General features: G+C 58.6%; 18 protein-coding genes and 1 tRNA gene. 8 read left to right on the top strand and 11 right to left on the bottom strand.

Annotation, left to right across the window (positions count from 1 at the left end; translation table 11 throughout):
• Positions 1–127: 127 nt before the first annotated feature.
• Both XX99_RS02020 and XX99_RS02015 read right to left on the bottom strand, forming a co-directional pair.
• On the bottom strand, positions 128–1,825 hold the full coding sequence (locus XX99_RS02020; protein ID WP_050057693.1) for an OmpA family protein: 1,698 nt from the start codon (positions 1,823–1,825) through the stop codon (positions 128–130).
• A 350-nt stretch (positions 1,826–2,175) separates the two neighbouring features.
• A complete protein-coding gene (locus XX99_RS02015) occupies positions 2,176–2,760 on the bottom strand; it encodes an NADH-quinone oxidoreductase subunit B (protein ID WP_050057692.1) in 585 nt (194 codons plus the stop codon).
• A 322-nt stretch (positions 2,761–3,082) separates the two neighbouring features.
• Here XX99_RS02015 and XX99_RS02010 point away from each other — a divergent pair, with 322 nt between their 5' ends.
• The 3 genes from XX99_RS02010 (at position 3,083) to XX99_RS02000 (ending at position 7,646) form a co-directional block, all read left to right on the top strand.
• Positions 3,083–4,483, top strand: a complete 1,401-nt coding sequence (locus XX99_RS02010) for an ammonium transporter (protein ID WP_050057691.1) — start codon at positions 3,083–3,085, stop codon at positions 4,481–4,483.
• A 50-nt stretch (positions 4,484–4,533) separates the two neighbouring features.
• Positions 4,534–4,872: a P-II family nitrogen regulator gene (locus XX99_RS02005; RefSeq protein WP_050057690.1), complete on the top strand. Its 339-nt coding sequence runs from the start codon at positions 4,534–4,536 to the stop codon at positions 4,870–4,872.
• A 179-nt stretch (positions 4,873–5,051) separates the two neighbouring features.
• Entirely contained in the window at positions 5,052–7,646 is a 2,595-nt protein-coding gene (locus tag XX99_RS02000; protein ID WP_050057689.1) for a bifunctional uridylyltransferase/uridylyl-removing protein GlnD, read from the top strand.
• Between the two features lie 9 nt (positions 7,647–7,655).
• Here the strand turns inward: XX99_RS02000 and XX99_RS01995 are convergent, their stop codons facing one another.
• Positions 7,656–7,931, bottom strand: a complete 276-nt coding sequence (locus XX99_RS01995) for a metal/formaldehyde-sensitive transcriptional repressor (RefSeq protein ID WP_050057688.1) — start codon at positions 7,929–7,931, stop codon at positions 7,656–7,658.
• 184 nt (positions 7,932–8,115) lie between these two features.
• Here XX99_RS01995 and XX99_RS01990 point away from each other — a divergent pair, with 184 nt between their 5' ends.
• Positions 8,116–9,609 (top strand): carbohydrate porin, encoded by a 1,494-nt coding sequence (locus tag XX99_RS01990; RefSeq protein WP_050057687.1) that lies wholly within the window; start codon positions 8,116–8,118, stop codon positions 9,607–9,609.
• 104 nt (positions 9,610–9,713) lie between these two features.
• Here the strand turns inward: XX99_RS01990 and acs are convergent, their stop codons facing one another.
• Complete coding sequence (acs, locus tag XX99_RS01985; RefSeq protein WP_050057686.1) at positions 9,714–11,678, bottom strand: acetate--CoA ligase; 1,965 nt, start codon at positions 11,676–11,678, stop codon at positions 9,714–9,716.
• Between the two features lie 241 nt (positions 11,679–11,919).
• Between acs and kdsB the strand changes: the two genes are divergently transcribed.
• Positions 11,920–12,654, top strand: a complete 735-nt coding sequence (kdsB, locus tag XX99_RS01980; protein WP_050058073.1) for a 3-deoxy-manno-octulosonate cytidylyltransferase — start codon at positions 11,920–11,922, stop codon at positions 12,652–12,654.
• Positions 12,655–12,672: 18 nt separating this feature from the next.
• Here kdsB and XX99_RS01975 read toward each other — a convergent pair whose 3' ends face one another.
• From XX99_RS01975 to XX99_RS01955, 5 genes are all read right to left on the bottom strand, one after another.
• Positions 12,673–13,938 (bottom strand): MFS transporter, encoded by a 1,266-nt coding sequence (locus XX99_RS01975; RefSeq protein ID WP_050057685.1) that lies wholly within the window; start codon positions 13,936–13,938, stop codon positions 12,673–12,675.
• Positions 13,939–14,154: 216 nt separating this feature from the next.
• The gene (locus XX99_RS01970) at positions 14,155–14,913 is read right to left on the bottom strand and encodes a response regulator transcription factor (protein ID WP_050057684.1); all 759 of its coding nucleotides are present in this window, start codon (positions 14,911–14,913) and stop codon (positions 14,155–14,157) included.
• A 41-nt stretch (positions 14,914–14,954) separates the two neighbouring features.
• Positions 14,955–15,308 (bottom strand): PilZ domain-containing protein, encoded by a 354-nt coding sequence (locus tag XX99_RS28510; RefSeq protein ID WP_050057683.1) that lies wholly within the window; start codon positions 15,306–15,308, stop codon positions 14,955–14,957.
• Between the two features lie 207 nt (positions 15,309–15,515).
• Positions 15,516–16,754 (bottom strand): ATP-grasp domain-containing protein, encoded by a 1,239-nt coding sequence (locus XX99_RS01960; RefSeq protein WP_050057682.1) that lies wholly within the window; start codon positions 16,752–16,754, stop codon positions 15,516–15,518.
• A gap of 149 nt (positions 16,755–16,903) precedes the next feature.
• Positions 16,904–17,299 carry a cupin domain-containing protein gene (locus XX99_RS01955; RefSeq protein WP_184084492.1) on the bottom strand — a complete coding sequence of 132 codons (396 nt, stop codon included), beginning with the start codon at positions 17,297–17,299 and terminating at the stop codon, positions 16,904–16,906.
• Between the two features lie 520 nt (positions 17,300–17,819).
• Between XX99_RS01955 and XX99_RS01950 the strand changes: the two genes are divergently transcribed.
• From XX99_RS01950 to XX99_RS01940, 3 genes are all read left to right on the top strand, one after another.
• Positions 17,820–17,896, top strand: a tRNA-Met gene (locus tag XX99_RS01950).
• A gap of 209 nt (positions 17,897–18,105) precedes the next feature.
• A complete protein-coding gene (locus XX99_RS01945) occupies positions 18,106–19,326 on the top strand; it encodes a S41 family peptidase (RefSeq protein WP_050057680.1) in 1,221 nt (406 codons plus the stop codon).
• Between the two features lie 263 nt (positions 19,327–19,589).
• Positions 19,590–21,875: a penicillin-binding protein 1A gene (locus tag XX99_RS01940; RefSeq protein WP_408021475.1), complete on the top strand. Its 2,286-nt coding sequence runs from the start codon at positions 19,590–19,592 to the stop codon at positions 21,873–21,875.
• A 106-nt stretch (positions 21,876–21,981) separates the two neighbouring features.
• Here XX99_RS01940 and XX99_RS01935 read toward each other — a convergent pair whose 3' ends face one another.
• Complete coding sequence (locus XX99_RS01935; RefSeq protein WP_184084489.1) at positions 21,982–23,580, bottom strand: outer membrane beta-barrel protein; 1,599 nt, start codon at positions 23,578–23,580, stop codon at positions 21,982–21,984.
• A gap of 267 nt (positions 23,581–23,847) precedes the next feature.
• Positions 23,848–25,098 (bottom strand): cupin domain-containing protein, encoded by a 1,251-nt coding sequence (locus XX99_RS01930; RefSeq protein WP_156185753.1) that lies wholly within the window; start codon positions 25,096–25,098, stop codon positions 23,848–23,850.
• Between the last annotated feature and the right edge of the window lie 63 nt (positions 25,099–25,161).

Below are 25,161 nucleotides of genomic sequence, written 5' to 3'. Positions count from 1 at the left end.
TACACCATTTTTATGCGGTTACCGAAGTGATACCCGGCGACAGGTAAAATGTGACCGGCAAAATGGAAAAGGCCGACCGGAGTTCCGGTCGGCCTTTTCAGTTACGGCTGAAACTTCCAGCCTGGAGTTAGTTGCTCGTCGCACCCGGAGCAGGATGAACAGCCGTCTTCCGGTGCACATGGTGCGCGGGAGGAGCGGTTCTGGCCTGCGGCTTCACTGTGGACTCGTCGACCGCGGTAGTGCCGGTGACGTCGGTGTCGAAGGTGGCGCCGGCGGGCACGAGGTAGTTGTCGACCTCGTTGGTGCCGGTAGTGCCAGTGCGCACCGAGATGCGGCTGGCGTCAATGCCCTTCTCCTTCACCAGATAGTCCTTGGTGTTGACCGCACGCTGGGCAGCCAGGTCGGCTTCCATGTGCTCATGGTGGTGACGACCCTTGGCCGGTTCGGCGGCAGGGGCAGCGGTATTGCCGACCACAACCAGGGTTGCGTCGGAAGCACGCTGTGCGTTGAGCGCCACGTCATCGAGGCAGCCCTTGGCATCGTTGTCTACGCGAGCCGGACGCTTCTTGTCATGATCGAACTGGATCGTGCAGAGCGTCTGGGTCTTGGGAGCCGGCGGCGGAGCCTGCTCGATGCTGACGGTAGTGGTCGAGGATGCGGTCTGACCCTTGTCGTCGACGACGTTGCAAGTGACAGTGACCGAGCCTGCAGGAGCGCCAGTGGTGGACAGGGTTGCCGTGTTGCCGGTGCCGCTTACAGTTCCAGCAGAAGCCTGGTAGCTGTAGGTCAGCGGACGGTTCTGCGGGCTGACGCCAGTCGCGGTGATGGTGGAGCTGTCACCCGGCTTGACGGTGGAAGGATTGGCCGAGCAGCTCACTGTCGGCGGCTCGAATGCCTTCACCGTAAATTGCGCGGTGCAATCGGCAGACTCGCCGGCCTTGGTGCCCTCGGCTACGTGTCCGGTAACCGTATATGAGCCAGGAGCGAGGCTGGCGGTATCGATGTTGCCAGTCGAGCTGCTGCCGCTGACCGTCACGCCCTGACCGCTCCAGGTATAGGTAGCAGTCTTTTTGGGGTTCAGGTTCGAAGCAGTTCCGGTGATGGTGACCGGCTCGCCGGGGAACACCGACGTCGGACTAGCCGAGCAAGCGTACTGTACCGGAGGAGGCGGCGTGATGTTGCCAAACTTCACGACCAGACCAGTGCTCAGACGGGCATTGCCTGGGTTCGCACGGCCGCCGACATAAACCTCGGGACCGAAGTTGGCGTGGAAGTATTCATAATCGGCCTGGAAGAGACGAAGGCCGAAACGATGATTCATGAAGGGCAGGTCGTAGTCCAGTCCGCCGCCGGCCGTCAGAGCCGGTCCCCAGGTGTAGGGGTGAGCAGCGAACGGTTCGTCATTCGGGCCGCCGAGGCGAACGCCGCCGGCCAGGCCGTGAACAAAGGGGGTCATGCCCTGCACCGGGAAACGGAAAATGATACCGGCCTGCGCAGTCTGCGCGCCGTCATTGTTGCCGTCCGGATGATTCGCGTATTCGATCTGACCGCCCACATACTTGTTGAAGTAGTAGGCCACGCTGCCGATGGCGCCGGCATTGATCGACGAATAGCTATCGGTAAAGGTGGTTCCATCGGCCTGAGGAGTCGCGACCGAACCCTTGGGGGCGAGGTACGAATAGCCGAGGAAAACATCGATTCTGGAAGTAGGTGCTTCAGGGGGGGTCGAGGTCGAGCTCTGCCCATACATGCTCGATGCACCGACTCCAACGGCACACCCAACAAGCAGAATTCGGCTCAGGGAAGTTAACAAACGAGAATGCATGCGTCTATCCTCCGCAAGAATTGGGAAGTCATACAAATATTGGCTTACGCAAGTAAGCCCAGGCCAAAAATCGTTTAAATGTTGCTAAAGCTAAGGGAACGAGAAAATCAAAAGGATCAGGACGAGCCTGAAGTTATCAGCGTATTCAACCTACCATATTTAACTGGTTAGATCACAATTTTTTCAATGAGTTGCCTATAGATGGCGTTAAATTTCTCAAGCACATAGCTCTGGTCGTGAAGCCTGAGAAAGACACACTCCGGGGTTGCCGAGAAGTCTCCCCCTTGAACGGGTGGATACGAACAGCCTGAAGATGCCCAGCCGATCGTTAAGTTATTCAAAAATAGGGGCTACTGGAGATTCAATGCGCGTTTGAGACTGCCGCGCTCGTGCTGAATTTTCTCCTGCAAAAGTGTGATCGCGTACAGGAGCTGCTCGGGACGCGGCGGGCACCCTGGAACATAGACGTCGACAGGAATCACTTGATTAACCCCCTGGAGCAGGGCGTAGTTATTGAAAACGCCTCCCGAGGTCGCACAGGCGCCCATGGAAATGACCCACTTCGGCTCCGGCATCTGGTCATAGAGACGGCGAATGACCGGCGCCATCTTCTGCGAAACGCGACCGGCGATGACCATGAGATCCGATTGCCGCGGGGAAGGCCGAAAGACTTCTGCGCCGAAACGCGCCACGTCGAAGCGCGACGCCCCCATCGACATCATCTCGATGGCGCAGCAGGCCAAACCGAAGGTCATCGGCCAAACTGAATTCTTGCGGATCCAGTTGATCGCCGCGTCCAGCGAAGTGAGGAAGACGCCCTCGGGCTGTTCGTAGCCGTAGCTGACTTCGTTGAGCTTTTGGCGGTTCTTGGCGCTGCTGTCCAACGCCCCAAAAAGATATCTGTCACGCAAGGTGCTGCTGCCGACATCGCTCATACCTTCACTATACCCTCGATATCGTTAGAGTACCGTCAGAAATCGTTCATTTTCAACACCCCGAGCAGAAGATGCCCTGAATTATGCGCGGGCTGCACGATTCCACCGCGGCTCCCGAAGCGCCGCATGCAACACGAATTCTCCTTCCCTGTTTGCCAATTGCGAAAAATGTGTAAAAGTAACTCCAACGCACGATGAAAGCGTGGTTCTGGAGCACGCAAACAGAACTGCTTTCCCCGCACCAAACCTTGCCAAAGCTTGAAAAAGACGCCGGAGACAATCCGGCCGACGTAACTTGCCATTATTGAAAATCGGGAGTGTTATGCGTTCTTATTTCGTGGGGTTTCTCCTCGCTCTGACGTTGTTTTGTTGCGGAAATGCGGTGGCCCAGCCGGTTTCCGCGCCGTCTACCTCCGATCGGCTGACGAAGCTCGAAGCCCAGGTGGCGCAGGCGCAGTCCTCCGCTGACAACAGCTGGATGCTGACGAGTTCGGCGCTGGTGCTGATGATGACCGGCCCCGGCTTGGCGCTTTTCTATGGCGGCCTGGTGCGGAAGAAGAACGTGCTGTCGGTCATGATGCAAAGCTTCGCCATGATGGCCATCATCACGGTGATGTGGGCGATCGTGAATTACAGCCTGGCTTTTGGCACGGGAACCAGCTTCATCGGCGGCTTTCATAATTTGTTTCTGCACGGTGTGGGACTTGCGCCCGATCCCGATTACGCAGCCACGCTGCCGCTGCAGACTTTCATGGTGTATCAGCTGATGTTTGCGATCATCACGCCGGCGCTGATCACCGGCGCGTTTGCGGAGCGCATGAAGTTCAGCGGCATGGCTGCGTTTCTCGTGCTGTGGTCGATCTTCGTGTATTCGCCCATGGCGCACATGGTCTGGGGCAAAGGCGGATTGCTCAACGCGTCGCTGGGCGGACGCTTCCCCTGCCTCGATTTTGCGGGCGGCACTGTGGTGCACGTGACCTCCGGCGTCTCGGCTTTGGTTTGCGCTATTTATCTCGGCAAGCGTCTCGGCTATCCGAAGCAAGCCATGCCGCCGCATTCGGTGGTGCTGAGCTTCATCGGCGCATGCCTGCTGTGGGTAGGTTGGTTCGGCTTTAACGCAGGCAGCGCACTGGCCGCGGGAACGCTGGCCACCAGCGCCTTCGTGAACACGCATTTCGCCGCTGCGGCCGCGGCGTTGAGCTGGGCATTGGCGGAATGGATTCGCAACGGCAAGCCCAGCGCTCTTGGCGCGATTTCCGGATCGGTGGCTGGCCTGGTTGCGATTACTCCGGCGGCGGGATTCGTTCAGCCGATGTCGGCCATCGTGATCGGCTTGATCGCTGGGTTCTTCTGCTACTTCATGGTCATCAAGGTGAAGTCATGGTTTGGCTACGACGATTCGCTCGACGCCTTCGGCGTGCATGGAGCGGGCGGAACGCTCGGAGCGATTCTCACCGGCATCTTCGCGTCGAGCGTCATCAATCCCATTTTCAAAGATGCCAAGGGCAATCCCCTGCCCTCCGGAGCAGTCGAAGGCAACTGGCACCAGGTGCTCAACCAGCTGGTGGGAGTTGCGATTGCATGGGTGATCTCGATTGTTGGTACCCTGATCCTGCTTAAGATTGTGGACGCGACGATAGGATTGCGGGTGACGCCGGATCAGGAGTCCGAGGGTCTGGATCTTACGCAGCACGGTGAAGAAGGCTACGACTTTGCCTCCTAAGCCGCATAAAACATAAACCTGATACTCTTTGTAGCCTGGGACAGTGAGCAATGCAAAAGATTGAAGCAGTCATTCAGCCTTCGAAACTGGATGCAGTGAAAGACGCCCTTCTTGAAGTGGGAATCGAGGGAATGACGATTCTCGAAGCGCGCGGCCACGGACGGCAGAAGGGCCACACGGAGTTTTACCGCGGGCGCGAGTACACCGTCGACCTTCTCCCCAAAATCAAGCTGGAGATGGTGGTTGTGGACGAGCTGGTCGACAAAGCGGTGCAGGCCATTCTTTCTTCGGCTCGTACCGGCAAAATCGGCGACGGGAAGATTTTCATCTCGAAGATCGACGAAGCCATCCGCATCCGCAACGACGAGCGCGGATCGACCGCGCTCTAGGCCGCGTTCTCCGGCCGGCATCATCGGGCCGTTGCCAGACGAGTCGCAGTGAGCTGATCCGTAATCGTACGAGGCGAGCCCTCTCCGCCGCCGGATTTCCGGCGCGCGGTACCAGTCTATCCAGCTGTGACCTGAGCTTTGACGCCGGAGAGATTAGGCCGGTTTTCTGGACTGAAACTATGACCGCTGACCTTTCATTGCTGCCTCAGTTGCGGAGCCTGTACCAACAGGAGAGCGAGGACGTGCGCCAGTCCTTCGAGCGCAGCGGCGATGGTTCGGCGGCCATCCGGCGACGCGCCACGCTGGTGGACAACATCGTTCGCCAGATATGGACAGGGTTGTCGAGCGGAGCGGACCGCAGCAACCTTGCTCTCGTCGCAACCGGCGGGTTCGGACGCAAAGAGCTCTTTCCTTTTTCCGATGTCGACATTCTGTATGTCTGCGCAAACGAGAGCGTGGAGCGGGACTCGCACGAGCTGTTGCGTGCGACGACCCAGGCCATGTGGGACGCGGGACTACGCGCCAGTCCGGCGACACGCACGCTGAAGGAATGCGATCGCGTCGACCCCGACAATCTCGAGTTCACCGTCTCCTTGCTGGACCGCAGATTCATCGCCGGCGATGCGGGGCTTTACAAACGGCTGGAGAGCGAGCTTTTGCCGACGCTGGGATTGCGCGACTGGGACACGATCGTACAAAACCTCGGCGAGATTGCGCGCGCACGGCACGCGAAATACGGCAACACCATCTTTCATCTCGAGCCCAATATCAAGGAGTGTCCGGGCGGCCTGCGCGATTATCACGTGGCGCAGTGGCTGACGCTGCTGGCAACGCTCAAGTCGGAGAAGGCGTGGCCCAAGCCCGAGACCAATTCCTTCTACGCGACCCACAACGAGCGCGAATCCGCTTACGACTTTCTTGCCGCGGCACGATGTTTCCTGCACTACAGGAACCGCCGCGACGACAATATTCTCGACTGGCATGCGCAGGACGAGGCTGCGGCTCAGAGCGTGGGGCTGGAAACGCGCGGCTCAGCCGATCCCGCCTACTGGATGCGGACATATTATCGCCACGCGCGCACCATCTATCGCCGCGCGGCTCTGCTGCTCGATGACCTGCCGCCTGCGCGTCGCTCCTTCTACAAACAATTCAAGCGCAAACGGACGCCAGTTCCGGGCACCGATTTTTTTCTCGAACAAGGCCGGCTCGACCTTGATGAGACGGCAACCGACATCGATGGCGATGCCATCCTGCGCATCTTCGGAATTATTGCCACTCACGGTTACAAATTAAGCCAGAACGCGGAAGACCGCATCGCCGATAGCCTTCCCGTCCTCGCGGTGCAGATGCCTGAGGGGCCGTTCCTCTGGAACTGCCTGCGCGAGGTGCTGCTCGGACCCTATGCGGCGCATGCTCTGCGCACCATGCACGCGCTGGGCATTCTGGAGCTGCTGATCCCGGAGTTTCATGGCATCGACTCGCTGGTTATCCGCGATTCGTACCATCGCTATACCGTCGACGAACACACCTTTCTGGTCATCGACAATGTTCATGCCCTGCGCCAGCCCCACCAGGACTGGGAGAAGCGCTTTGCCACGCTGTTGCCCGAGATCGATCGCCTGGATCTCTTCTTCCTGGCGCTGCTCATGCACGACACGGGCAAGGCGCGGCGCACCGGCAATCACGCCATCCAGAGCGTGGAGTTGACGGAGAATCTTTTTGCGCGGCTCGAGTTCGACACCGAGGAGCGCGAGACGGTGCGGCGCATCATTCGCCATCATTTGGAGATGTCGCTGGCGCTGCGCCGCGATATTTTCGCCGCCGAGACGATTCGTGCGCTGGCCGAGAAGATCGGGACACAGCCGCAGCTGAAAATGCTGACGCTGATGACCTACGCCGACATCAAAGCGGTCGCCCCCGACGCGCTCACTCCATGGAAGGCGGAGAATCTCTGGCAGCTCTACATGGGCGCGTCGAATTTTCTGGATCGCAGCGTCGACGAAGTACGCTATCACGTCGATGCCGACCCGGCGGTGCTCAACCGCATCATGGCATTGGCTCCGGACCGCGCGCCGGAGCTGCGCGCCTTCCTGGAAGGGTTGCCGCAGCGGTATTTGCAGACGCGATTGCCGGATCAGATTCGCAGCCACTTCATGATGGCGCTCCAGCTCGCGAAGGAGCCCGTGCAAGTAGCCTTTCGCACCGTCCGCCAGCTAAATGAGATCACGCTGGTCACCACAGACCGGCCGCTGCTCTTCGCCGACATGGCCGGCGTGCTGTCTTCGTGGGGCATGAATATCGTAAAGGCGGATGCCTTCTCGAATGCCGCCGGCCTCATCATCGACACCTTCCAGTTCACCGATCCCTTCGAGACCCTGGCGCTGAACCCTTCGGAGATCGACCGTTTTCTGCAGAGCATCCGCGACGCAATTGGGCAGCAGGTCTCGATCGAAAAGCTGTTGAACGCGCGACGCCACGCCAACCGCCGCACTCAAGCCAAGGTCAATATCGAGACGCGATTCGAATTCGATAGCGACTCTTCCTCGCACAGCACATTGCTGCAGGTGGTGGCGCCCGATACCCCGGGGCTGTTGCGGGAGATCGCCAAGAGCTTCGCCAAATGCGGATGCAATATCGAGGTCGCGCTCATCGATACCGAAGGCGAGATGGCCATCGACGTCTTCTACCTCACCGCAGAAGGACGCAAGCTGACCACGGGCGCGCAGTTGCTGCTTACGGCCGCACTGGAACAAGCCATGGACCTGCTGAAGTAACGGCCCCGCTCACTTCAAGTAAGCACGCACCAGGTCGATGAGGTCTTCGGCCAGCTCGACGGACGGCGCGGGACTTTTCTCGGGGCCCATCATGTGATTGCGGATGTGATCCTCAAGGACTTCCGCCATGAGGCTGTTGATGCCTCCCCGGATGTTGGCCAGAAGCATCAGCACGTCGGCACAGTCCGCCTCCGAGCCAAGCGACTTTTCGACGGAATCTACCTGGCCGCGAATACGCCGGATGCGGGCAACGAGCTTTTGTTTTTCTTTTTCTAAATGAGACATATTTATATTTTAATATCCTAGGGGGGTATGGTAAAAAAAGCTGTCGGCGTGGGGAGCGAGTTCGCTTTTTGACCAATTCGCGGCTGGCTGACGGGGAGTTGTAACCAAACTGCAACCTTTCCCGTGAATGATCGTTTCAACTTGTCGTCCTACTATTTCCGAAAAGCATCTTACGGAGGAATCTGTGCGCGTTTGGGTTACGATTGTCTGCCTGCTGCCGGCCTTTCTTGGCGCCCGCGCGCAGTCGATCGCGATTTTGCCGGATGCACCCTCCGCCCAGCTGAGCACGGCGGGCCTGCGTGAGTTCTCGACAGATCTCTTCCTCGCGCAAAATCCGGGGTCGAGTGCGAGCAGCAACGATAGCTCTGAGCCGGCAGCGCCGGAAGAAAGCGAAGTCACGTTCTTTCCCCATCCTGACAATGCCCGCTACTATATCGCGGGTCAGGCGAATATTATCTTCCAGTCCAATTTTGCCTTTCATTCTCCGTATCAGGGAACGAACAGCTTTCGCAACGCCGGCGAATACAAGACGTCTATGCTGGGAACGCTTTATCTTGGCTTCCAGCCACACAAAAATACCCGCTACAACACCGATTTCATCGTAGATTTCGAGAGCGCCGGCGGCCGTGGGTTGAGCGAAGCCCTGGGCGTTGCCGGCTTCATGAATGTGGATGTGGTTCGGAACCCGAACCTGGGCTCATCACCATATCTCGCACGCGGAGTCATTCACCAGACCTTTGGACTCACCGACGAGATGACCGAGGCCGAGCGCGGACCATTCTCGCTTGCAACCGAGGTGCCGGTGAGGCGCTTCGAGGCGCGTGTGGGCAAGATGAGCCTGCCCGATGTCTTCGACCTCAACTCCATCGGCAGCGACAGCCATCTGCAGTTCATGAACTGGTCGGTCGACAACAACGGCGCGTGGGATTACGCGGCCGACACGCGCGGTTATACGGTGGGCGGCGTGCTCGAATACGACGACCGCAACTGGAGCGCGCGTTACGGCATCTTCGCCATGCCCACGGTGGCCAACGGTATCGATCTCGACTGGGCCTTCTCACGCGCTCGCGGGCAGAACTGGGAGTTCGAGCTGCGGCAGTCGGTGCTTCCCAAGCGCAAGGGCACGACGCGCATTCTCGGCTACGTGAACAATGCCCACATGGGCACCTACCGTGAAGCGGTCGAGGCTTTCCTCGCCGGCAGCGATTTAACTCCGGAGATCGCGAACCATGCGCATTTCGGCGCGGTGAAGTATGGCTTCACCTGGAACAACGAGCAGGAGATCACGCAGTATCTCCGCGTGTATAGCCGCTTCGGCTGGAATGAGGGACAGCACGAGTCGTATGCCTACACCGAGATCGATCAGACAGTCGCCATTGGCGGCGACTACTCAGGCGCAGCGTGGCATCGACCTCTCGACAAAGTCGGCACTACGTTTGTGAGCAACGCCATCAAGAAGGATCATCAGAACTATCTGGCCTACGGCGGTCTGGGCTTCATTCTCGGCGATGGGCACCTGAACTACGGGCGCGAGAATATCGAGGAGTCCTACTACAACATGCACGCGTGGAAGGGGCTATACTTCGCCTTCGATCTGCAGCACGTCGACAGCCCAGGGTATAACCGCGATCGCGGACCGGTGTGGGTGCCAAGCGTTCGCGCACACGTCGACTTCTAGAGCGGACGTGTATAGCCAATTCAAGTAACGGATGGCTGGACTATGTTTCATCCCACGTCTTAAAATCCAGACGTGGGGCACCCTCAGCCTGTTACAGGCGCGAACTACTCATCCTGCTCGCGCAGCTTGGCGATTACGCTGAAGTCTTCGAGGGTCGTTGTATCGCCTTTGATTTCTCCGTGGGTCGCTAACTCACGCAGCAGCCGGCGCATGATCTTTCCGGAGCGCGTCTTCGGCAACTGATCGGTAAAGCGAAGATCGTCGGGGCGGGCCAGCGCTCCGATCTCTTTCGCCACCCACTTGCGCAGCTCATCTTTGAGTTCGGGCGAAGGCTGGAATGCGCTTTCGAGAGTGACGAAAGCAGAGATTCCCTGCCCTTTCAGCTCGTCGGGACGACCGACGACCGCGGCTTCGGCGACCTTGGGATGGGCTACGAGCGCGGATTCGATTTCCATGGTGCCAAGGCGATGACCGCTGACGTTGATCACGTCGTCGACGCGGCCCATCAGCCAGTAGTAGCCGTCGTCGTCACAGCGCGCGCCGTCACCTGTGAAATAGGAGCCGGGGACCTCGGACCAGTAAGCCTGCTCGTAGCGCTCGGGATCGTTGAAGATGGTGCGAGCCATGGACGGCCATGGTTTGCGGATGATCAGCAAGCCTCCCTGGCCGGGTGGAACCGGGTCACCCTCTTTTGTAACAATCTCCGGCACAATTCCGGGCAGCGGTCTCGTTGCAGAACCAGGCTTGGTGGCGACCGCTCCCGGCACGGGCGCGATCATGATGGCGCCGGTCTCAGTTTGCCACCAGGTATCGACGATAGGGCAGCGGCCTTTGCCGATCATGTCGCGATACCACATCCAGGCCTCGGGATTGATGGGCTCGCCCACCGTCCCAAGCAGGCGCAGGCTGCTCAAGTCGTGCTTGAGCGGATACTGATCGCCCCACTTGATAAAGGCGCGGATCGCGGTAGGTGCAGTGTAGAAGACAGAGACCTTGTGGTCGTCGATGATCTTCCAGAAGCGGTCGCACTCGGGATGGTTCGGCGCGCCTTCATACATCAGCGTCGTGACGCCGTTCTGCAGGATGCCGTAGATCACGTACGAGTGCCCGGTGACCCAGCCGATGTCGGCCGAGCACCAGTAGACATCGTCATCCTTCAGGTCGAAGACCAGCTTGCTGGTGAAATAGGTGCCGACGGAGTAGCCGCCGGTGGTGTGGACCAGCCCCTTGGGCTTGCCGGTCGTTCCTGAGGTATAGAGGATGTAAAGCGGATCTTCGGAGTCGAGCTGCTCGGCCGGGCAAGCCGGCGCGGCCGCGGCCATCAGATCGTGCCACCAGTGATCGCGGCCGGCCTGCATGGTGATGTCTGCACCCGATCGTTTGTATACGACGACATTCTTCACCGTGGGACAGTGAGGCAGCGCCTCGTCAACCGATGCCTTCAGCTTCACCTGCGAACCGCGGCGATAAGAAGTGTCCTGGGTGAGGATGGCGACGCATTGCGCATCGTTGACGCGATCAACAATTGCGTTGGCGGCAAACCCTCCGAAGATGACGGAGTGCACCGCGCCGATGCGCGCGCAGGCCAGGATGGCGACGGCCAGCTCGGGCGTCATGCCCATGTACACGGCCACGCGATCGCCCTTACCGATGCCCAGCGACTTGAGAGCATTTGCGAAGCGCTCCACTTCGCTCAACAGCTCTCCGTAGGTCAGCTTGCGGACCTCGCCCGGCTCGCCCTCCCAGAGGATTGCGGTCTTGTCCTTCTTGCCGTTGTTGACGTGGCGATCGAGGCAGTTGTAGGAGATGTTGATTTTCCCGCCGACGAACCATTTGGCCCAGGGCAGATCCCACTCCAGCGTCTTGGTCCAGGGAGCAAACCAGTGCAGCTCGCGCGCGATCTCGTCCCAGAACGCCTCGGGGGCAGCGGCCGAGCGCGCGTAGAGCTCATCGTATTCGGCAAGACTGCCGATCCGGGCCTTCGCGGCGAACTCGGGCGGAGGAGGAAACATGCGGTTCTCGCGAAGAGTCGAGCTAAGGTGCGAATCGGTGTGCGAAGGAGACGTCATGCGCTTTCAGGCCTGCCTTTGGTTCAGGAAGATGTGCGCCGAGCGAAGGCAAAGAGTTCGACAAAGCGCAGTTCAAGCTCCACACTAACGGGTCGGTGAAGGAGGGCGCAAGGGCGGAGCAGTATAGACAGGTTATCAGGTGCAAAAACAGCCGGATTTTCTCTATTAAACTGGCTCTAACCCGACAAGGAACCCATAAGGAACAGATTTGATCGAAATCGATAGCGATCCCGCCCTCGTGATGAAACAACGTGTCCTTGGAGTCATTCCCGCCCGCCTGGCTTCGACCCGGCTTCCCCGCAAGGTGCTTCGCGAAATTGCGGGCGAACCGATGATCGGATGGGTCTACCACGCGGCGCGCGCCTGTCCTCTGCTCGACCAGGTACTGATCGCGACGGATTCCGAAGAGGTCCTGAGCTTCGCACAGGAGCATGGCCTGCCGGCTGTCTTTACACCAGAGGATTGCGCCAGCGGCACCGACCGCGTGCATGCCGTAGCGCAGTCGATCGCCGCCGATATTTACGTCAACATACAAGGGGACGAGCCGCTGCTGCGCCCCGAGCATCTGGAGGCGCTGCTCGCACCGATGGAGCGGCCCGAGGTCGAGGTGACAACGCTGGCGACGGATTGCAACCCCGAGCAGGTCACCAATCCGCACGCGGTGAAGGTGGTGACGGCCGCAAATGGTCGGGCGCTTTATTTTTCACGCGCGACCATCCCCTACGACCGCGACAAGGCAGGCGGGGTGGCGTATCGCAAGCATCTCGGAATATACGCGTACCGCAAAGCCGCGCTGCAACGCTTTCCTTCTCTACCCGCCAGCCGCCTTGAGGCTATCGAAAAACTGGAGCAGCTGCGCTTCCTCGAAAACGGCATTGACGTCTATGTTTCGCACACGCCCTACGACACCATCGGCGTCGACACCGAAGAGGATTTTCGCGCGGTGGAGAAGCTGATCTTGGAGAGGAAACGCTGACCTCCACCACAAGACGGTTTATACAGTGAGGTCGGCGCCGCGGGACTCTCTTCCGAACGCGGTAATGATGGCCAGGAAGCAGGCGACGATCAGCACGGTAACGGCAAGCACGCGTCCGTAGCCTCCGAAGCGTTCTGCGGCCTTGGCCTGAATCACCGAGTTACGTGAAGTGATCAGGTTGCCGAGCTGATAGGCCAATCCCGGGAAGGTCGCTCGCACCGGTCCAGGCGAGAGCTCGCTGAGATAGGCGGGCACCACGCCCCAGGCTCCCTGCACCATGAACTGCATGAGAAAGGCTCCGCCGGCCAGCGCGTAGAGAGAATGCGAGAAGGCGTAGAGCGGGATCATCGGCAGCGAAAGAAGTGCGGCCGCAATGATGGTCCGCTTGCGTCCGAATTTCTCAGAGAGCGCGCCAAAGAAAATTCCGCCCAGCAGCGCTCCCACGTTATAGACGATGGCAACCGCGCCCGTGAGGCCCGCCGAGAAGTGATGGTCCTTCTGAAGAAAAGTCGGATAGAGATCCTGCGTTCCGTGCGAGAGAGCATTGAAGCCGGTCATGAGCAGGATAAGAAACAGGAAAGTCGGCGCGTATTGGCGAATGCCGGCCAGTACCCCGGTTTTAGGTTCAGTTGAGGCCGCTTGTGGAGCAGTTGCGCGGGCGTTGCGCTCGCGCCATACCGGCGACTCTTCCACCTTGAAACCGATGTAGAAGACCAGCAGCGCAGGAATCGCTCCGACGATGAACATGCCTCGCCAGCCGACGATGTATCCATGCCACATCATGTGAGCGAAGTGCGGAAAGAGCAAAGCATACGCGGCTGCGGCGACCAGATAGCCGACGACGTATCCCTCCTGCAGCAGCCCGGAGAAAAACCCGCGGCCTTCCTTGGGGAGAGTTTCAAAGGCCAGCGCCGCGCCTACGCCCCACTCGCCGCCCATGGCGATTCCGAAGAGAGCGCGCAGCAAGTAGAGGCCGTGCAGCGAGGTGACAAAGGCACAGGCCAGCTCGAAGATCGAGTAACAGGCGATATTCAGCATCAGCGCCGGCCGGCGGCCATACTTGTCCGCCAGAGCACCGAAGAGAAAGGCTCCTACGGGACGAAAGGCGAGAGTGAAAAACAATGCTTCGGCTACGGCGGACGGCTGGACGTGGAAGTCGCCGGCAATCGAAGAGACACAGAAGACCAGAATGAAGAAATCGAAAGCATCCAGCGACCAGCCAAGGAAACAGGCGGCAAAGGCGTGGCGCTGATGGGAGTTCAGGCTCCGGAAGACGCTCGGCATAGGCGATTCATCGAGCGCGACTTCCGGCTCAGAACGAGATTACCAGAGGAAAGAGTGAGTGATGGGGCACGTCTCGAGATAAGTGGATCAAGATAACGAGCGGCGCGTGACACACTTCGATCGTGAAGCCGGGGGCGATTGCAGAATCAGAGGCTGGCGATGGCGCGAACAAAATGAATTTCCGTTCGCGCGCGCTCAGGATGACGACTTAAATTTCTAGTGCGAAGCGCTTCCGTTGACGCCGGCCTTGACGACCATAGCGCCTTCTTGATCACTTGCCTTCTTGTGAATCTGATGATGCAGGCAGTAGAGCGCCAGTTCGAGGCGATCCGAAACTCCCAGCTTGTCATAGATCTTGCGCAGATAATTTTTCACCACCTGCTCGGTGGTGCCGAGCTGGAAGGCGATCTCCTTGTTGCGCTTGCCCTGCGTGATACAGGCAATGATGGAGAGCTCTTTCGGTGAAAGTCTCGGCTGCGACTTGGGATTGGTGATCGACGTGGCCTGCGAGCGATAGGCTTCGATGACCCAGGTTACCGACTGGTTGTCGATCCAGGTCTCACCCGAGGCGATCTTGCGGACGCACTTCACCAGCAGATCGGGGGCAATGGACCGGGGTATGATTCCGCGCACGCCGCGCCGATAGAGTTCTACGGTATGAGCTTCGTCGGTGCCCGAGGTCTGCACGATGATTTTCATCTCCGGCGCGAGCCGGACGATTTCAGGAATGACATCGGAGGTGCCTGCGATCAGATTGCCTTCCATGAGCAGTACGTCCGCGGGATGGCGAACGACAGCATCCGCCAAATGATCCACGCGCTCCACCTGACCCACGACACGGATGTCGTCTTCCAAGGCAAAAACTTTGCGCATACCCACGCGATAAATCGCCTGGGAATCCGCCAAAAGAATTCGAATAAGAGGTTTACCCGATTGCGGCATGCCGTCAACAGAGATGGCCTCTGGCTGTTCCATAGTAGTTAGTTCGCCCATAAAGATTTTGGTCGTGCCCCCAGTCACTGAAAGCTATATTCTTCGATTACTGCTGCGGCGAAGGCCGTCGAACTTTCCACGTAGGACCGAACAATCCTTCCGACGCAATGTACAGCCGCGGTTTGATAGGCCCCAATGGTTCCTTCCGGTATCTCAATCAAGAATTCCACCTGGGTTCCGGGGGGTAGAAGTTCATCCAGGTGAAAGAGAATCCCACTTGCAGATATATTGTCTGTTACTGCGTCATACTGCTTGGTTGACGCGACCAGATGAAGGGGGAGAGCAATAGGGAAACGAACAGATGCCCTGAGTCTCGGCTTTTCGCCAACGCCCAATTCATTTTCGTGCTCTTCGACAGTGCGAGTCGCCAAGTCCATATGCCAGCTCCCAGGAATGCAGTGATATTGCCTTGAAAGTATTTGTCTCGACTTACTAAAATGAATTAACTTGCCTGGAATTACGAAAGTTTACACCTTCGCCCCTACGTTTGACAGTAAAAAGGTTTGGCTTGGGGTTACCTGCGTACTGAATCCCTATCGGCGCAGAGACCATCCGGAAGCTTCGGCGATTTCCAGCCAGCCGATTCAGGACTGCAGTGGATAGAAGGCAGCGGAAGCGCCGACCCACTCCTGACCGCGATTGTGATCCACACCCATCATCTGCCCACGCCCCAGCCGAATCAACGGTAAAACAGGCTGAAGATCCTCTCCGTCGGGCCATAGATATAAGATGCGAATTTCCGGCTGGGTCATCCCCAAAGGGGTGTCGATAACCGATTCAAACTGTACGCGTTGCTGCAGCAGGTAGTTTTTGCGCTCTGCACCAGGTATGGCGTGTAATTCCTCTTCGGAGGGAGCAAATCGGATACCTTTCCCTGCGAACGAAAAGAGAGGCTTCAGTATCCATTGTTCGCGGTCGGCGGGCAAGCGGTCTCGCCCTTTTCCGTCAAACCATTCATTCAGAAAGACGGCAGGCGGCACCGAGGGGTGATCGAGGTATGGGATGGAGAATTTGCTCAGGTGGAAGTACCAGTTGGGATGGCCAGCCCACTCCACGTCGAACGACTCCCGATAGTCAAATTGAAGATGGATCTTCTTCTGGATCAGTTCGTCCACGATGGCGCGGTTGTAGATGCGATGGATGGGAACGAGGTGCTTGCCTTCGCGATAACAGAGCCTGGGTAACCTGCCTGGACGGTCTTGAGGGGTGATCGCGGAGATATCGACGATGCGGATACCCAGCCGGTCGGCGGTCACCTGGAAATCGGGCAGCGTCTTCTGGTGCATGGGATCTACTTCGGCGAGAACGACGTTTTCTGGAGGATGTCCGTTGAGAATGACCTGCCCCATCTGCTTCCAGAAACCAGCTTCGTTATTTCCACCAAGGTAGTAGTCGAGCGGTCCCAGGGCATCGAGATTGAAGGCAGCGCGGTAGCTCTCCGATAGTACGTATTGATAGGCGAAGACCGACGGGAAGGCCTGAAGTTCGACCAGGCGCGGAGAAAGAGATCCGTCCTGTTTCTTTACCAGGCCGAAATCGACGGTCATGAAGTGAGGATGGGGAGTCTGATCGGCAGCACACCAGGCTTCAGGTATAGCCTTTGCTGATTTGGCCATGTAGTCTGCGTCTTCAACCAGTCGCAGAGTGAGCTCAGCGCCGATGGATGCCATTTCATCCAGTAATGACTTGGGAAAGAAGGTCGGAGTTTCGGCGACCCTGAAGGAGACATGGGTGCGCACACAGGCATCGAGATTGCGCAGAAGATGCCGGTAGTCTTCGGGACGGTAACGCGAGTTGAACTGCTGCCGCAGAGACCGAATCACGGAGATAAGGCTATACCTTTCCGCTATCGGAGTGCAGCAGGATCCTCGGAGCAGGTCAGGCTAGCCTCCTGAATTCATCGGCGCAGCACTGGATGACGGCACTTGTGGCCCCGGCTACATTCCGTAAGCCCGAGCCACGTGCGCATCGCTTACCGACCACCCAGCATCGGAGGCCCTACAAGTTTGACCGCATACTTCTTTCCGATCTCTTGCAGATCCACCCGGTCTCCGTTCGTCGCGATCATCTGCAACGCCTCTTCACAGCCTCCCGGAACCGCCGTGATGATCACGCGGAGCGGAGCATCGGTGGGGTTCCCCCAGGCGTGCGGCACGTCCCGCGGAAGACTCACTGTGGTTCCTGCCTTGGCCTCGAAGGTCTTGTCTCCGCAGAGGATCTTCGCAGTGCCATCCAACACGAGCAGGTATTCATCTTCTTTCTCCTGCTGATGAACGAAGGTGCTGTCGCCCGGGTTCAATAGAAACTCCGTCACAGAGTAGGCGCCGTTCGTTTCCTTCGCTGGGACACGAATTAAAAAGCGTGCCACTTTTCCTGCGTTCAATCGCTCTCCACCAAGCCTTTTGTCACTCACGTTCGTTTCACCTTTCACTGTTCAGTTTCTCCTCATACTTCATTTTTAGGCGCTTCAGTGTTGCGCGTCGTATCGTCTGTCTTCCTTTAAAAACAACAAAATGCGAAGAAGAATATTCCTCCGCGATCCAGCAGGGAGCCGTTGCGAGGATCGGCATCGCGCGAGATGCCAGGCGACTTGTCCCACGAAACTGCCTGCGACTCGAACGCTTGTCCGCGTTGATCCCCCGTTGGTGGAATATCGCCCAAGCGCCCTGCCCGCATACATTGTTGTTAACAACCAACAACCATTCCTATGGGGCTGCAGAGCTTCCACGCGTGCCTGAAGCGGAGAGACGACTTGGGCTTTGTTGAGACGTGCCGGGCTGATGCTTGCGATGCCCGTTTTCCGCGACGAAAACCCACTTCGGTTTGACCCTAAGCGCCTAGGCTTCGTATCATGAGAAGTCGGTCCTGTTTCTGATTGGGATTCGTTTGGCGGCGTAGCTCAGATGGTTAGAGCGACGGACTCATAACCCGTAGGTCGGCAGTTCGATTCTGCCCGCCGCCACCAGTAGCACTAAGACGCACAAATGAATGTAGCGAAGGGCTGGCGCACCCCACATTTGGTGCGGATATTCCATCAGGCGACGGGTTTTCTCCCGTCGGTTGAAGCCAAACCCGTAGCTCGACAGGTCGATTCTGTCCGCCGCCACCAGTGAGGCACTCTCCGCCCGCTTGGAGTATCATCTGAGGTAATCAGCTTCGTGCTGCCCTCTGCACATGTCAAAAGCCTTCAAGCGCTCCGTCTTCGGCATCTCCGTTGCCCTCGTCGTTATCGTATTTCTCGGTGGATTCATCTCCGGCGGCGTAAGCGCCGGCTCGCAGAGCGAGACCGTTTATCGCCAGATGGGCGTCTACGAAGAGGTCCTGCACAAGATTCAGAGCGACTACGTCACCGAGCCGAATATCAACGATGTGACGACCGGCGCGCTGCATGGCCTGCTGGAATCTCTCGACGCCGACTCCAGCTATCTCACGCCCGCTGAATACACGGCATACAAAGCACATTCGAACGAGGGCACGGCACAGGTTGGCTTGCAGGTGTCGAAGCGCTTCGGTTATGCCACGGTGGTCGCGGTGGTTCCGGGAAGTCCGGCTGACAAGCAAGAGCACATTATGGATGGCGACATTCTCGAGGCCATCGGCGGTCACTCGACGCGCGAGATGTCTTTGGCCATGATCCGGCTGAGCCTGGAAGGCAAGCCCGGCACCAATGTCACCTTTTCGATCGTTCGTCCGGGCAAGGCCGAGCCACAAAAGATCTCGCTGACGCGGACAGTGATCACTGCTCCTCCGCTGGCCGAGCAGCAGTATGAGAATTCTTCGATCCTATACCTGAAGCCGGGCGTGTTGAGCCGGGAGCGGGTCAACGAGATCGATGCCAAGCTGCGAGCCATGCCCAAGAATGGCAACAAGAAGGTATTGCTCGATCTGCGCGACGTGGTCGAAGGCGATTCCGACCAGGCGATTCGGCTGGCCAATGCGTTTCTGAAGAGCGGCAACATCGCTTCGCTCTCCGGGCAGAAGGTCGCCAAGCAGACCTTCGACGCCGATCCGGCCAAGTTCATCACCAACGCCCCGCTTGTGCTCCTGATCAATCATGGAACCGCTGGACCAGCCGAGCTGGTGGCGGCTGCCATCCTGGACAACAAGCGCGGCGACCTGATCGGTGATCGGACATTCGGCGAAGGCGCAGTGCAGAAGACCATCGACCTGCCGGATGGCGCGGCGGTGATCCTCTCGATCGCGAAGTACGATTCACCTTCGGGCAAGGCTATTCAGGATACGGCTGTCACTCCGAACATCGTGGTGACTGAGAGCATCGACCAGCTTCTCGCCGAAGAAGACATAGACGAAACGCAGCCGGCCGAAAAAACAGCGCCTGCCACCGACGATCAGCTCAACAAAGCCCTGGACGTCCTAAAAGCCAAAACCGCCTAGGACTGGCCGGGACTGGCCGTCCAGGCAACTGCGCCTTTCGGCGCCTGTTCGCGATTGACGATTGTTTCTTTTCCTAATATCGCGGCAGTGAGATTCCGCTAGTTTGGCTCTGCTGACGTATTCAGTTGTGAGTGCATACATAGCAACTTCTTCCTTTCGACTGCAAAAATCACCGTATCGAATTCGGCTCATCGTGATGCGTGTGCGTGCTCTGAGTAATAAAATTTCCTTGTCGTTCCACATTCCCCAGTGAGAGAGCGCCATTGAAATCACGCGGTCCATGGGCACCTCCACCTTCCGATCCACCGGCGAAGCCTAAGTCTCTTCCGGCTACTTCGAAATCCAGACGCTCTTCGAACTTCAAACCACCTGCACAAAATCGCAAGGTCGCCGGCAATGTGGCGCTGGCGTTTATGGCCGTGCTGGCGATTGCGGTTGGATCGCTGAGCGGGCTGATGCTGGTGTACTCGGTGAACCTGCCGCAGATTCAGGATCTGGAGCGCTACCGGCCGGACACCACCACCGAACTCTACGACGTTCATGGACGCCTCTTCGGTTCTTTCGCGCTGGAGCGGCGCGTGGTGTTGGATTACGACGGCTTTTCTCCTCTGCTGCGGCAGGCCGTGATCTCAATTGAGGACAAGAACTTCGAGAGCCACTGGGGCGTGAACGTCTTCCGCGTGATGGGCGCGGTGTATCACGACATCACTTCGAAAGGACGCGCGCAGGGCGCATCGACGCTGACCATGCAGCTGGCGCGGAATCTTTTTCTCTCGAACGAAAGAACCGCGGGCCGCAAGCTGCAGGAGATTTTTCTGTCGCTGCAGATCGAGCACAACTTCACCAAGCAGCAGATCTTCACGCTGTATGCGAACCAGATCTATCTCGGGCGCGGAACCTACGGCTTCGAAGCCGGCTCGCAATACTACTTCTCGAAGCATGCCAAAGACCTGACACTTCCGGAAGCAGCTCTGCTGGCGGGATTGCCGAAGGGGCCGAACGAATTCTCTCCGGTCGTGAATCCCGATCGCGCCTTCCGGCGGCGGAATACCGTCATTAACGCAATGCTCGAGGACGGCGCGATCACCACGGCGCAGGCGGACGCGGCGCGAACAGCGCCGCTCGGCCTGCATATCGAGGCGCCACCCAACAGCCTGGCTCCATGGTTCGTAGAAGAGGTGCGGCGCGAGCTGGAGCGGCGCTTCGGATCGGACCGCGTCCACGAGGCGGGCCTAAAGGTGGAGACGACGCTCGATCTCGATCTGCAGGAGACGGCAAACCGCGCAGTGCTGGATGGCCTGGCCGCATACGAGCGCCGGCATGGATGGAAGGGACGGCTGCTGAATGTGATCGCCGGCGGAATCGCGCTGAATGCATTCAAGCATCCCGATTGGAATGGGCCGGTGCAGCAGGGGAGCTATATCCATGGGCTGGTAACGGGGATACTTCCCTACCAGGTAACGGCTAAAGTGGGCAACCAACAGGTTGTTTTGACGCCTGAGAACTGGGCCTGGACCGGCTTCAAGACAGCGCCCGAGTTTCTACACGAGGGCGACATCGTTTATGTTCACGTAACCGGCCAGGATGGCGGCAATCTCACCGGCGTGCTGGAGCAGGACAGCGGCACGCAGGGCTCACTGCTGGCGATGGATAACTCGACGGGCGACGTGCTGGCGCTGGTGGGCGGACGCGACTTCGACATGTCGCAGTTCGACCGCGCCACACAATCGGAGCGGCAGACGGGATCGTCATTCAAGCCTTATGTGTACACGGCCGCGGTTGAAGAAGGCGCAACACCGGGCGAGATGATTCTGGATGCGCCGACTTCGTTCGGGTCATATACGCCGCATAACTACGAGGGCAATTTCCTGGGCGAGATCACGCTCGAAAAAGCCTTCGCCGATTCGCGGAATATCCCGGCGCTCAAACTGGCGCAGCGCGTGGGTATTCACAAGGTCATCGATACTGCCCATCGCTTCGGCGTAACCAGCAACATTCCTCCGTTTCTGCCGGTGGCGCTAGGGTCGGTCGAGATCACGCTGATGGAGCATACGGCAGCTTATTCGGTCTTCCCCAATGACGGCATCCGCATTGCGCCGCGGCTGATCCGGCGGGTTACGTCGGCGGACGGCATTCCCATGACCGAGCCGGTTCCCGAGGTAAAGGAAGTGATCAGCGCAAAGACGGCGCGGACCATGATGGTGTTTTTGAAGTCCACGATCGAACCGGGTGGGACGGGGCAGGCTGCCTCGGAGCTGCATCATGCGTTGGGCGGGAAAACCGGCACGACCAGCGACTTTACCGACGCATGGTTCATGGGCTTTTCGCCCTCGTTGACCTGCGGCGTGTGGGTGGGGTATGACAGCCGCCAGTCTTTGGGTGACAAAGAGACGGGCGCACATGCCGCACTGCCCATCTGGATGGACTTCATGAAAACAGCGATTGCCGGAAAACCGGATGAACAGTTTCCTGGCGACCTGAAGGGGTCGGCTCCTGCCTTTGCTACACATGTGGCTTCGGCTGCAGCAGGCAAGGTTGGTCCGGGTTAGTCGTTGTCTTCGCTCATTCGCTGGTTCGCGAAAGATGGGCTTCGCGTTCCACGTTCCGAAAATAAGACATGGGCACCCGGGATCCTAACCGGGTGCCCGTCTTCTTCTAGAAGTGCCAGATGAGGTCTCCGGCAAAAGTTAGCTGCGTGGTCTTGGAGGGCGCGCCGCCGGTGGGTGCGTCGAAGGCCGGCTTGTCGTAGGAGTGATCGAGCCTCAGCTCTGGCCGGAAAGTGATGGTGCTTCCAACCCAGTAGTTCAATCCCACCAGATGCTCGGAGTATTTGGTCGCGGTGCCGGTGCGCTGGCCCCTCAGGTCATCGACATACTCGTTGCGAATGGTCAGCGAGGTGTGGTGGTTGTTCCACTCGTGTTCGAGGTAGTTCACGATGGCATAGTCGGGAGCGTAGCAGTGGGTCGCCAGAGGATTGCACTGGGCTCCGTTGGCGCCGTTGATGAGCGAGGGCGAAGTGATCTCGCCGGAGTTGGCTCCGATATTGGCGTTAGGACCGTAGCTGATACAGGGGTCGAGACCATAGCAGAGGTTCGGAACATCACGCTCGTACTGATACCAGGCCTCGGTGTCGGTGTGCCAGGTGGCGTTGATCTTGTGATAGTAGGTTAGATAATACGCAGAAATATTGTTATAGGCGTACTTCGCCGAGTTGAGCGAATTCGCGCAGAAGTAGAGATTGTTACTGCCGTTGGTCCATGTGTAGCCAGCGCAAGCGTCGCCGGTGAGCTTGGCGTACTTGCTCCAGGGCGCGGCTTCGCAACCCGCCGAAACTCCTTCCTGAACAGTCCAGTGCTCGCTCAGCTTGGTGGTGACATTGACACCGTGCTGGGTATAGCAATCGACCGTATAGAGCAACGAGTGACTGTAGGTGTAGTTATTCGGAGCGAGCTGCGCTTCAATGTCGGGAAGAGAAATGTAGCGGCCTACGCGGACGTCGGTCCCCTGCCCGATGTGGGGCAGATAGAAGTCGAGGTAATACATCACCGGATCGTAGCCATAGGTGTTGTTCTTCTGCAGCAGCTGCTGGCTGAAATCCCCGTAGGCGGTGGTGTAGCGATAATCGAGACCATAGAGACTGGTGAAGCGGAAGCCCCAATCGAAATGGTCTTTCTGCACGGTGTCGGGCAGGCGCTCGAGGTAGAGAGCAGCCTGATCCAGCTGAACCGAATTCGGAATCACGTCGTATGCGGCCGGGGCGTTGGCATACTTGCCTTTGTCGGAGGTGCTGGCGTTGTAGCCGATGTCGAACCATCCGTACATCTTGAAGCGAGTCTTATTCTCGTTCACCGCCTGCATGAGCGGATAGGTCTGGTAGTCCGGTGCTCCGATGACGACGGTGCCTCCAATCGGCCAGTCGGCGCTCGGAAAAGGCGGCGAGTTCAAAGGGGCCGGTGTGCCGCGACGAGTGGGTTCCGGGGCAGCAGTTGCGGTGGGGCTGGGGCTCCAGTCCTCGAGATAGGCGTGGCCTAGACGGGTGAATAAGCCTTGCGGCGGTATCTGAGGGGAAGACGCTGCGGGCGCGGGACCTGCTGCGCTTTGGCCGCTCCCCTGACTTTGGCCGCCATCAGCGGGCGCGCTATTCTCCGGCGCGTACGGCTGGCTTATAGCGTGGCTCGCATTCCCGTTTATTTCCTGGCTTGCATTCTGGGCTAGATCCTGTGCTGTCGCGCATAACGGAATGGCTGCCAGCAATCCTCCTAAAATCATAGGAAGAGGGGTAAAAATGGTTTTGAATTCGCTTGTTCGAAACATAGTCTCCGACTCTGGCCGCTCGCAGGTTGGCTACTTCTGCGGCGCGCAGGTTAAAGACTAATAAGGAAGGAATAAATACTGGGTAAGCGCGGCATAAGGGCTTCATAAGCGTGCGCGCATGCGGGCGAAACATATCCTTAACGACTCCGTGAGGCCGATTTCCTCGCCCGCAACCTTGGACTCCGGAAATCAGCCCCACGGCTCCTGTTATTGCGGCAAGACTGGATCTTTGGCGTCGGGGATCTGCTGAAGTTCGCTGCTGCTGAGATGCAGGTGCGCCTCGGCTATCTGCTCAGGCAGGCGGCGTATCCATTGATTCAGCGAGACGTCGGAGAATTGGTCGCTCTTGAACATCTCGAGGAAGATCACATCGTCCGTGCCGGTGTTCTCGATGTAGTGTCCGGCAACTGCAGGAACGTAGCCCACGTCGTTGGCATGGAAGCTCATGGTGCGCGCCTCACCAGCCGAGGCGAAGACGGTCATGCGGCCCGTACCCTGCAGCCAGTATTGCCACTCGGAGGCGTTGGGATGCCAGTGCATCTCGCGGATGGCTCCAGGCTTGAGGATAACGAGCGCTGCAGCGATGGTCTTGGACGCGAGGAAGACGCGGGAGTCGACGATGCGTGCGCTGCCTCCGGCATCTTCGAAGGTGGGCTTCATGGAGCGCATGCGAAAGCTGTAGGAGATCTTCGATTCGACGGTCTTGCCGCCGACCGCGCGGCGATCGTCTTCGAGCGGGCCGGGGACAGTGCCGGGGAAGATGTACTCCTCGCGAGTGGGCAGCTTCTGAATTGCGCTGGCCGGCAGGCCGAAGTTTTTCTCGAGCAAATCAGGCGGAGTGTGGGCGACCCAATCGGAGATGAGGAAGGTCTGATACTCCGAAAATGTTCCCTGATCGAAGACCAGCAGGAATTCGCAGCCATCAGGACCCAGGCCCTGGATCGAGTGCGGATAGCCGGCGGGGAAGAACCACAGGTCTCCGGCGTTCACGTCATCGATGAAAATGGTGCCATCCGGGTTGAGCACGGAGATGCGCGCCGAGCCGTAGAGCATGTAGGCCCATTCATTGGCGGTATGCCAGTGGAGCTCGCGATAACTGCCTGCGGTGAGCCGCATGGTGACGCCGGCAATGTCTTTGGAGTTGGGCAGGTCCTTCTGCGTCACCTGGCGCGTCCAGCCGCCATCCTGAATGCGGCGATGAGCCAGGTCAAAGGAGTACCAGAAGGGCGAGACGTCGCCATGATCGGTATCCGGCGGAACGTTGGAGTCACCGTTTTCCGCCTGCAGCTCCTTGTTGACCGGACCGGGGTTGTCGGCTGAGTGGTTGTCAGTGCCTTTGCGAATCTCTTCCCGGCTCTGCGCGAAGGCGGCGGGGGCGAAGAGCGCACTCGCGCTTAGAGCTGCTGCGGCCGCACCTAGAAACGAGCGGCGATTGACACCTTCATGTTCGGACTTCATCGTAATCATCTCTTACCTCGTAGCGTGAACATTTGTTGTTCACATGCCGATTAGAGTGTCCGA

This window comes from Silvibacterium bohemicum (assembly GCF_001006305.1).
In the GTDB taxonomy this organism is placed as follows: domain Bacteria; phylum Acidobacteriota; class Terriglobia; order Terriglobales; family Acidobacteriaceae; genus Silvibacterium; species Silvibacterium bohemicum.
The sequence above is the reverse complement of the archived record's forward strand: the minus strand, read 5'-3'. Positions and strand labels throughout refer to the sequence as shown.

Excerpts from the sequence above, each read along its gene's own strand:
- XX99_RS02020 (WP_050057693.1), bottom strand. The coding sequence starts at position 1,825 with ATGCATTCTCGTTTGTTAACTTCCCTGAGCCGAATTCTGCTTGTTGGG.
- XX99_RS02015 (WP_050057692.1), bottom strand. The coding sequence starts at position 2,760 with ATGAGCGATGTCGGCAGCAGCACCTTGCGTGACAGATATCTTTTTGGG.
- XX99_RS02010 (WP_050057691.1), top strand. The coding sequence starts at position 3,083 with ATGCGTTCTTATTTCGTGGGGTTTCTCCTCGCTCTGACGTTGTTTTGT.
- XX99_RS02005 (WP_050057690.1), top strand. The coding sequence starts at position 4,534 with ATGCAAAAGATTGAAGCAGTCATTCAGCCTTCGAAACTGGATGCAGTG.
- XX99_RS02000 (WP_050057689.1), top strand. The coding sequence starts at position 5,052 with ATGACCGCTGACCTTTCATTGCTGCCTCAGTTGCGGAGCCTGTACCAA.
- XX99_RS01995 (WP_050057688.1), bottom strand. The coding sequence starts at position 7,931 with ATGTCTCATTTAGAAAAAGAAAAACAAAAGCTCGTTGCCCGCATCCGG.
- acs (WP_050057686.1), bottom strand. The coding sequence starts at position 11,678 with ATGACGTCTCCTTCGCACACCGATTCGCACCTTAGCTCGACTCTTCGC.
- kdsB (WP_050058073.1), top strand. The coding sequence starts at position 11,920 with ATGAAACAACGTGTCCTTGGAGTCATTCCCGCCCGCCTGGCTTCGACC.
- XX99_RS01975 (WP_050057685.1), bottom strand. The coding sequence starts at position 13,938 with ATGCCGAGCGTCTTCCGGAGCCTGAACTCCCATCAGCGCCACGCCTTT.
- XX99_RS01970 (WP_050057684.1), bottom strand. The coding sequence starts at position 14,913 with ATGGAACAGCCAGAGGCCATCTCTGTTGACGGCATGCCGCAATCGGGT.
- XX99_RS28510 (WP_050057683.1), bottom strand. The coding sequence starts at position 15,308 with ATGGACTTGGCGACTCGCACTGTCGAAGAGCACGAAAATGAATTGGGC.
- XX99_RS01945 (WP_050057680.1), top strand. The coding sequence starts at position 18,106 with ATGTCAAAAGCCTTCAAGCGCTCCGTCTTCGGCATCTCCGTTGCCCTC.
- XX99_RS01930 (WP_156185753.1), bottom strand. The coding sequence starts at position 25,098 with ATGAAGTCCGAACATGAAGGTGTCAATCGCCGCTCGTTTCTAGGTGCG.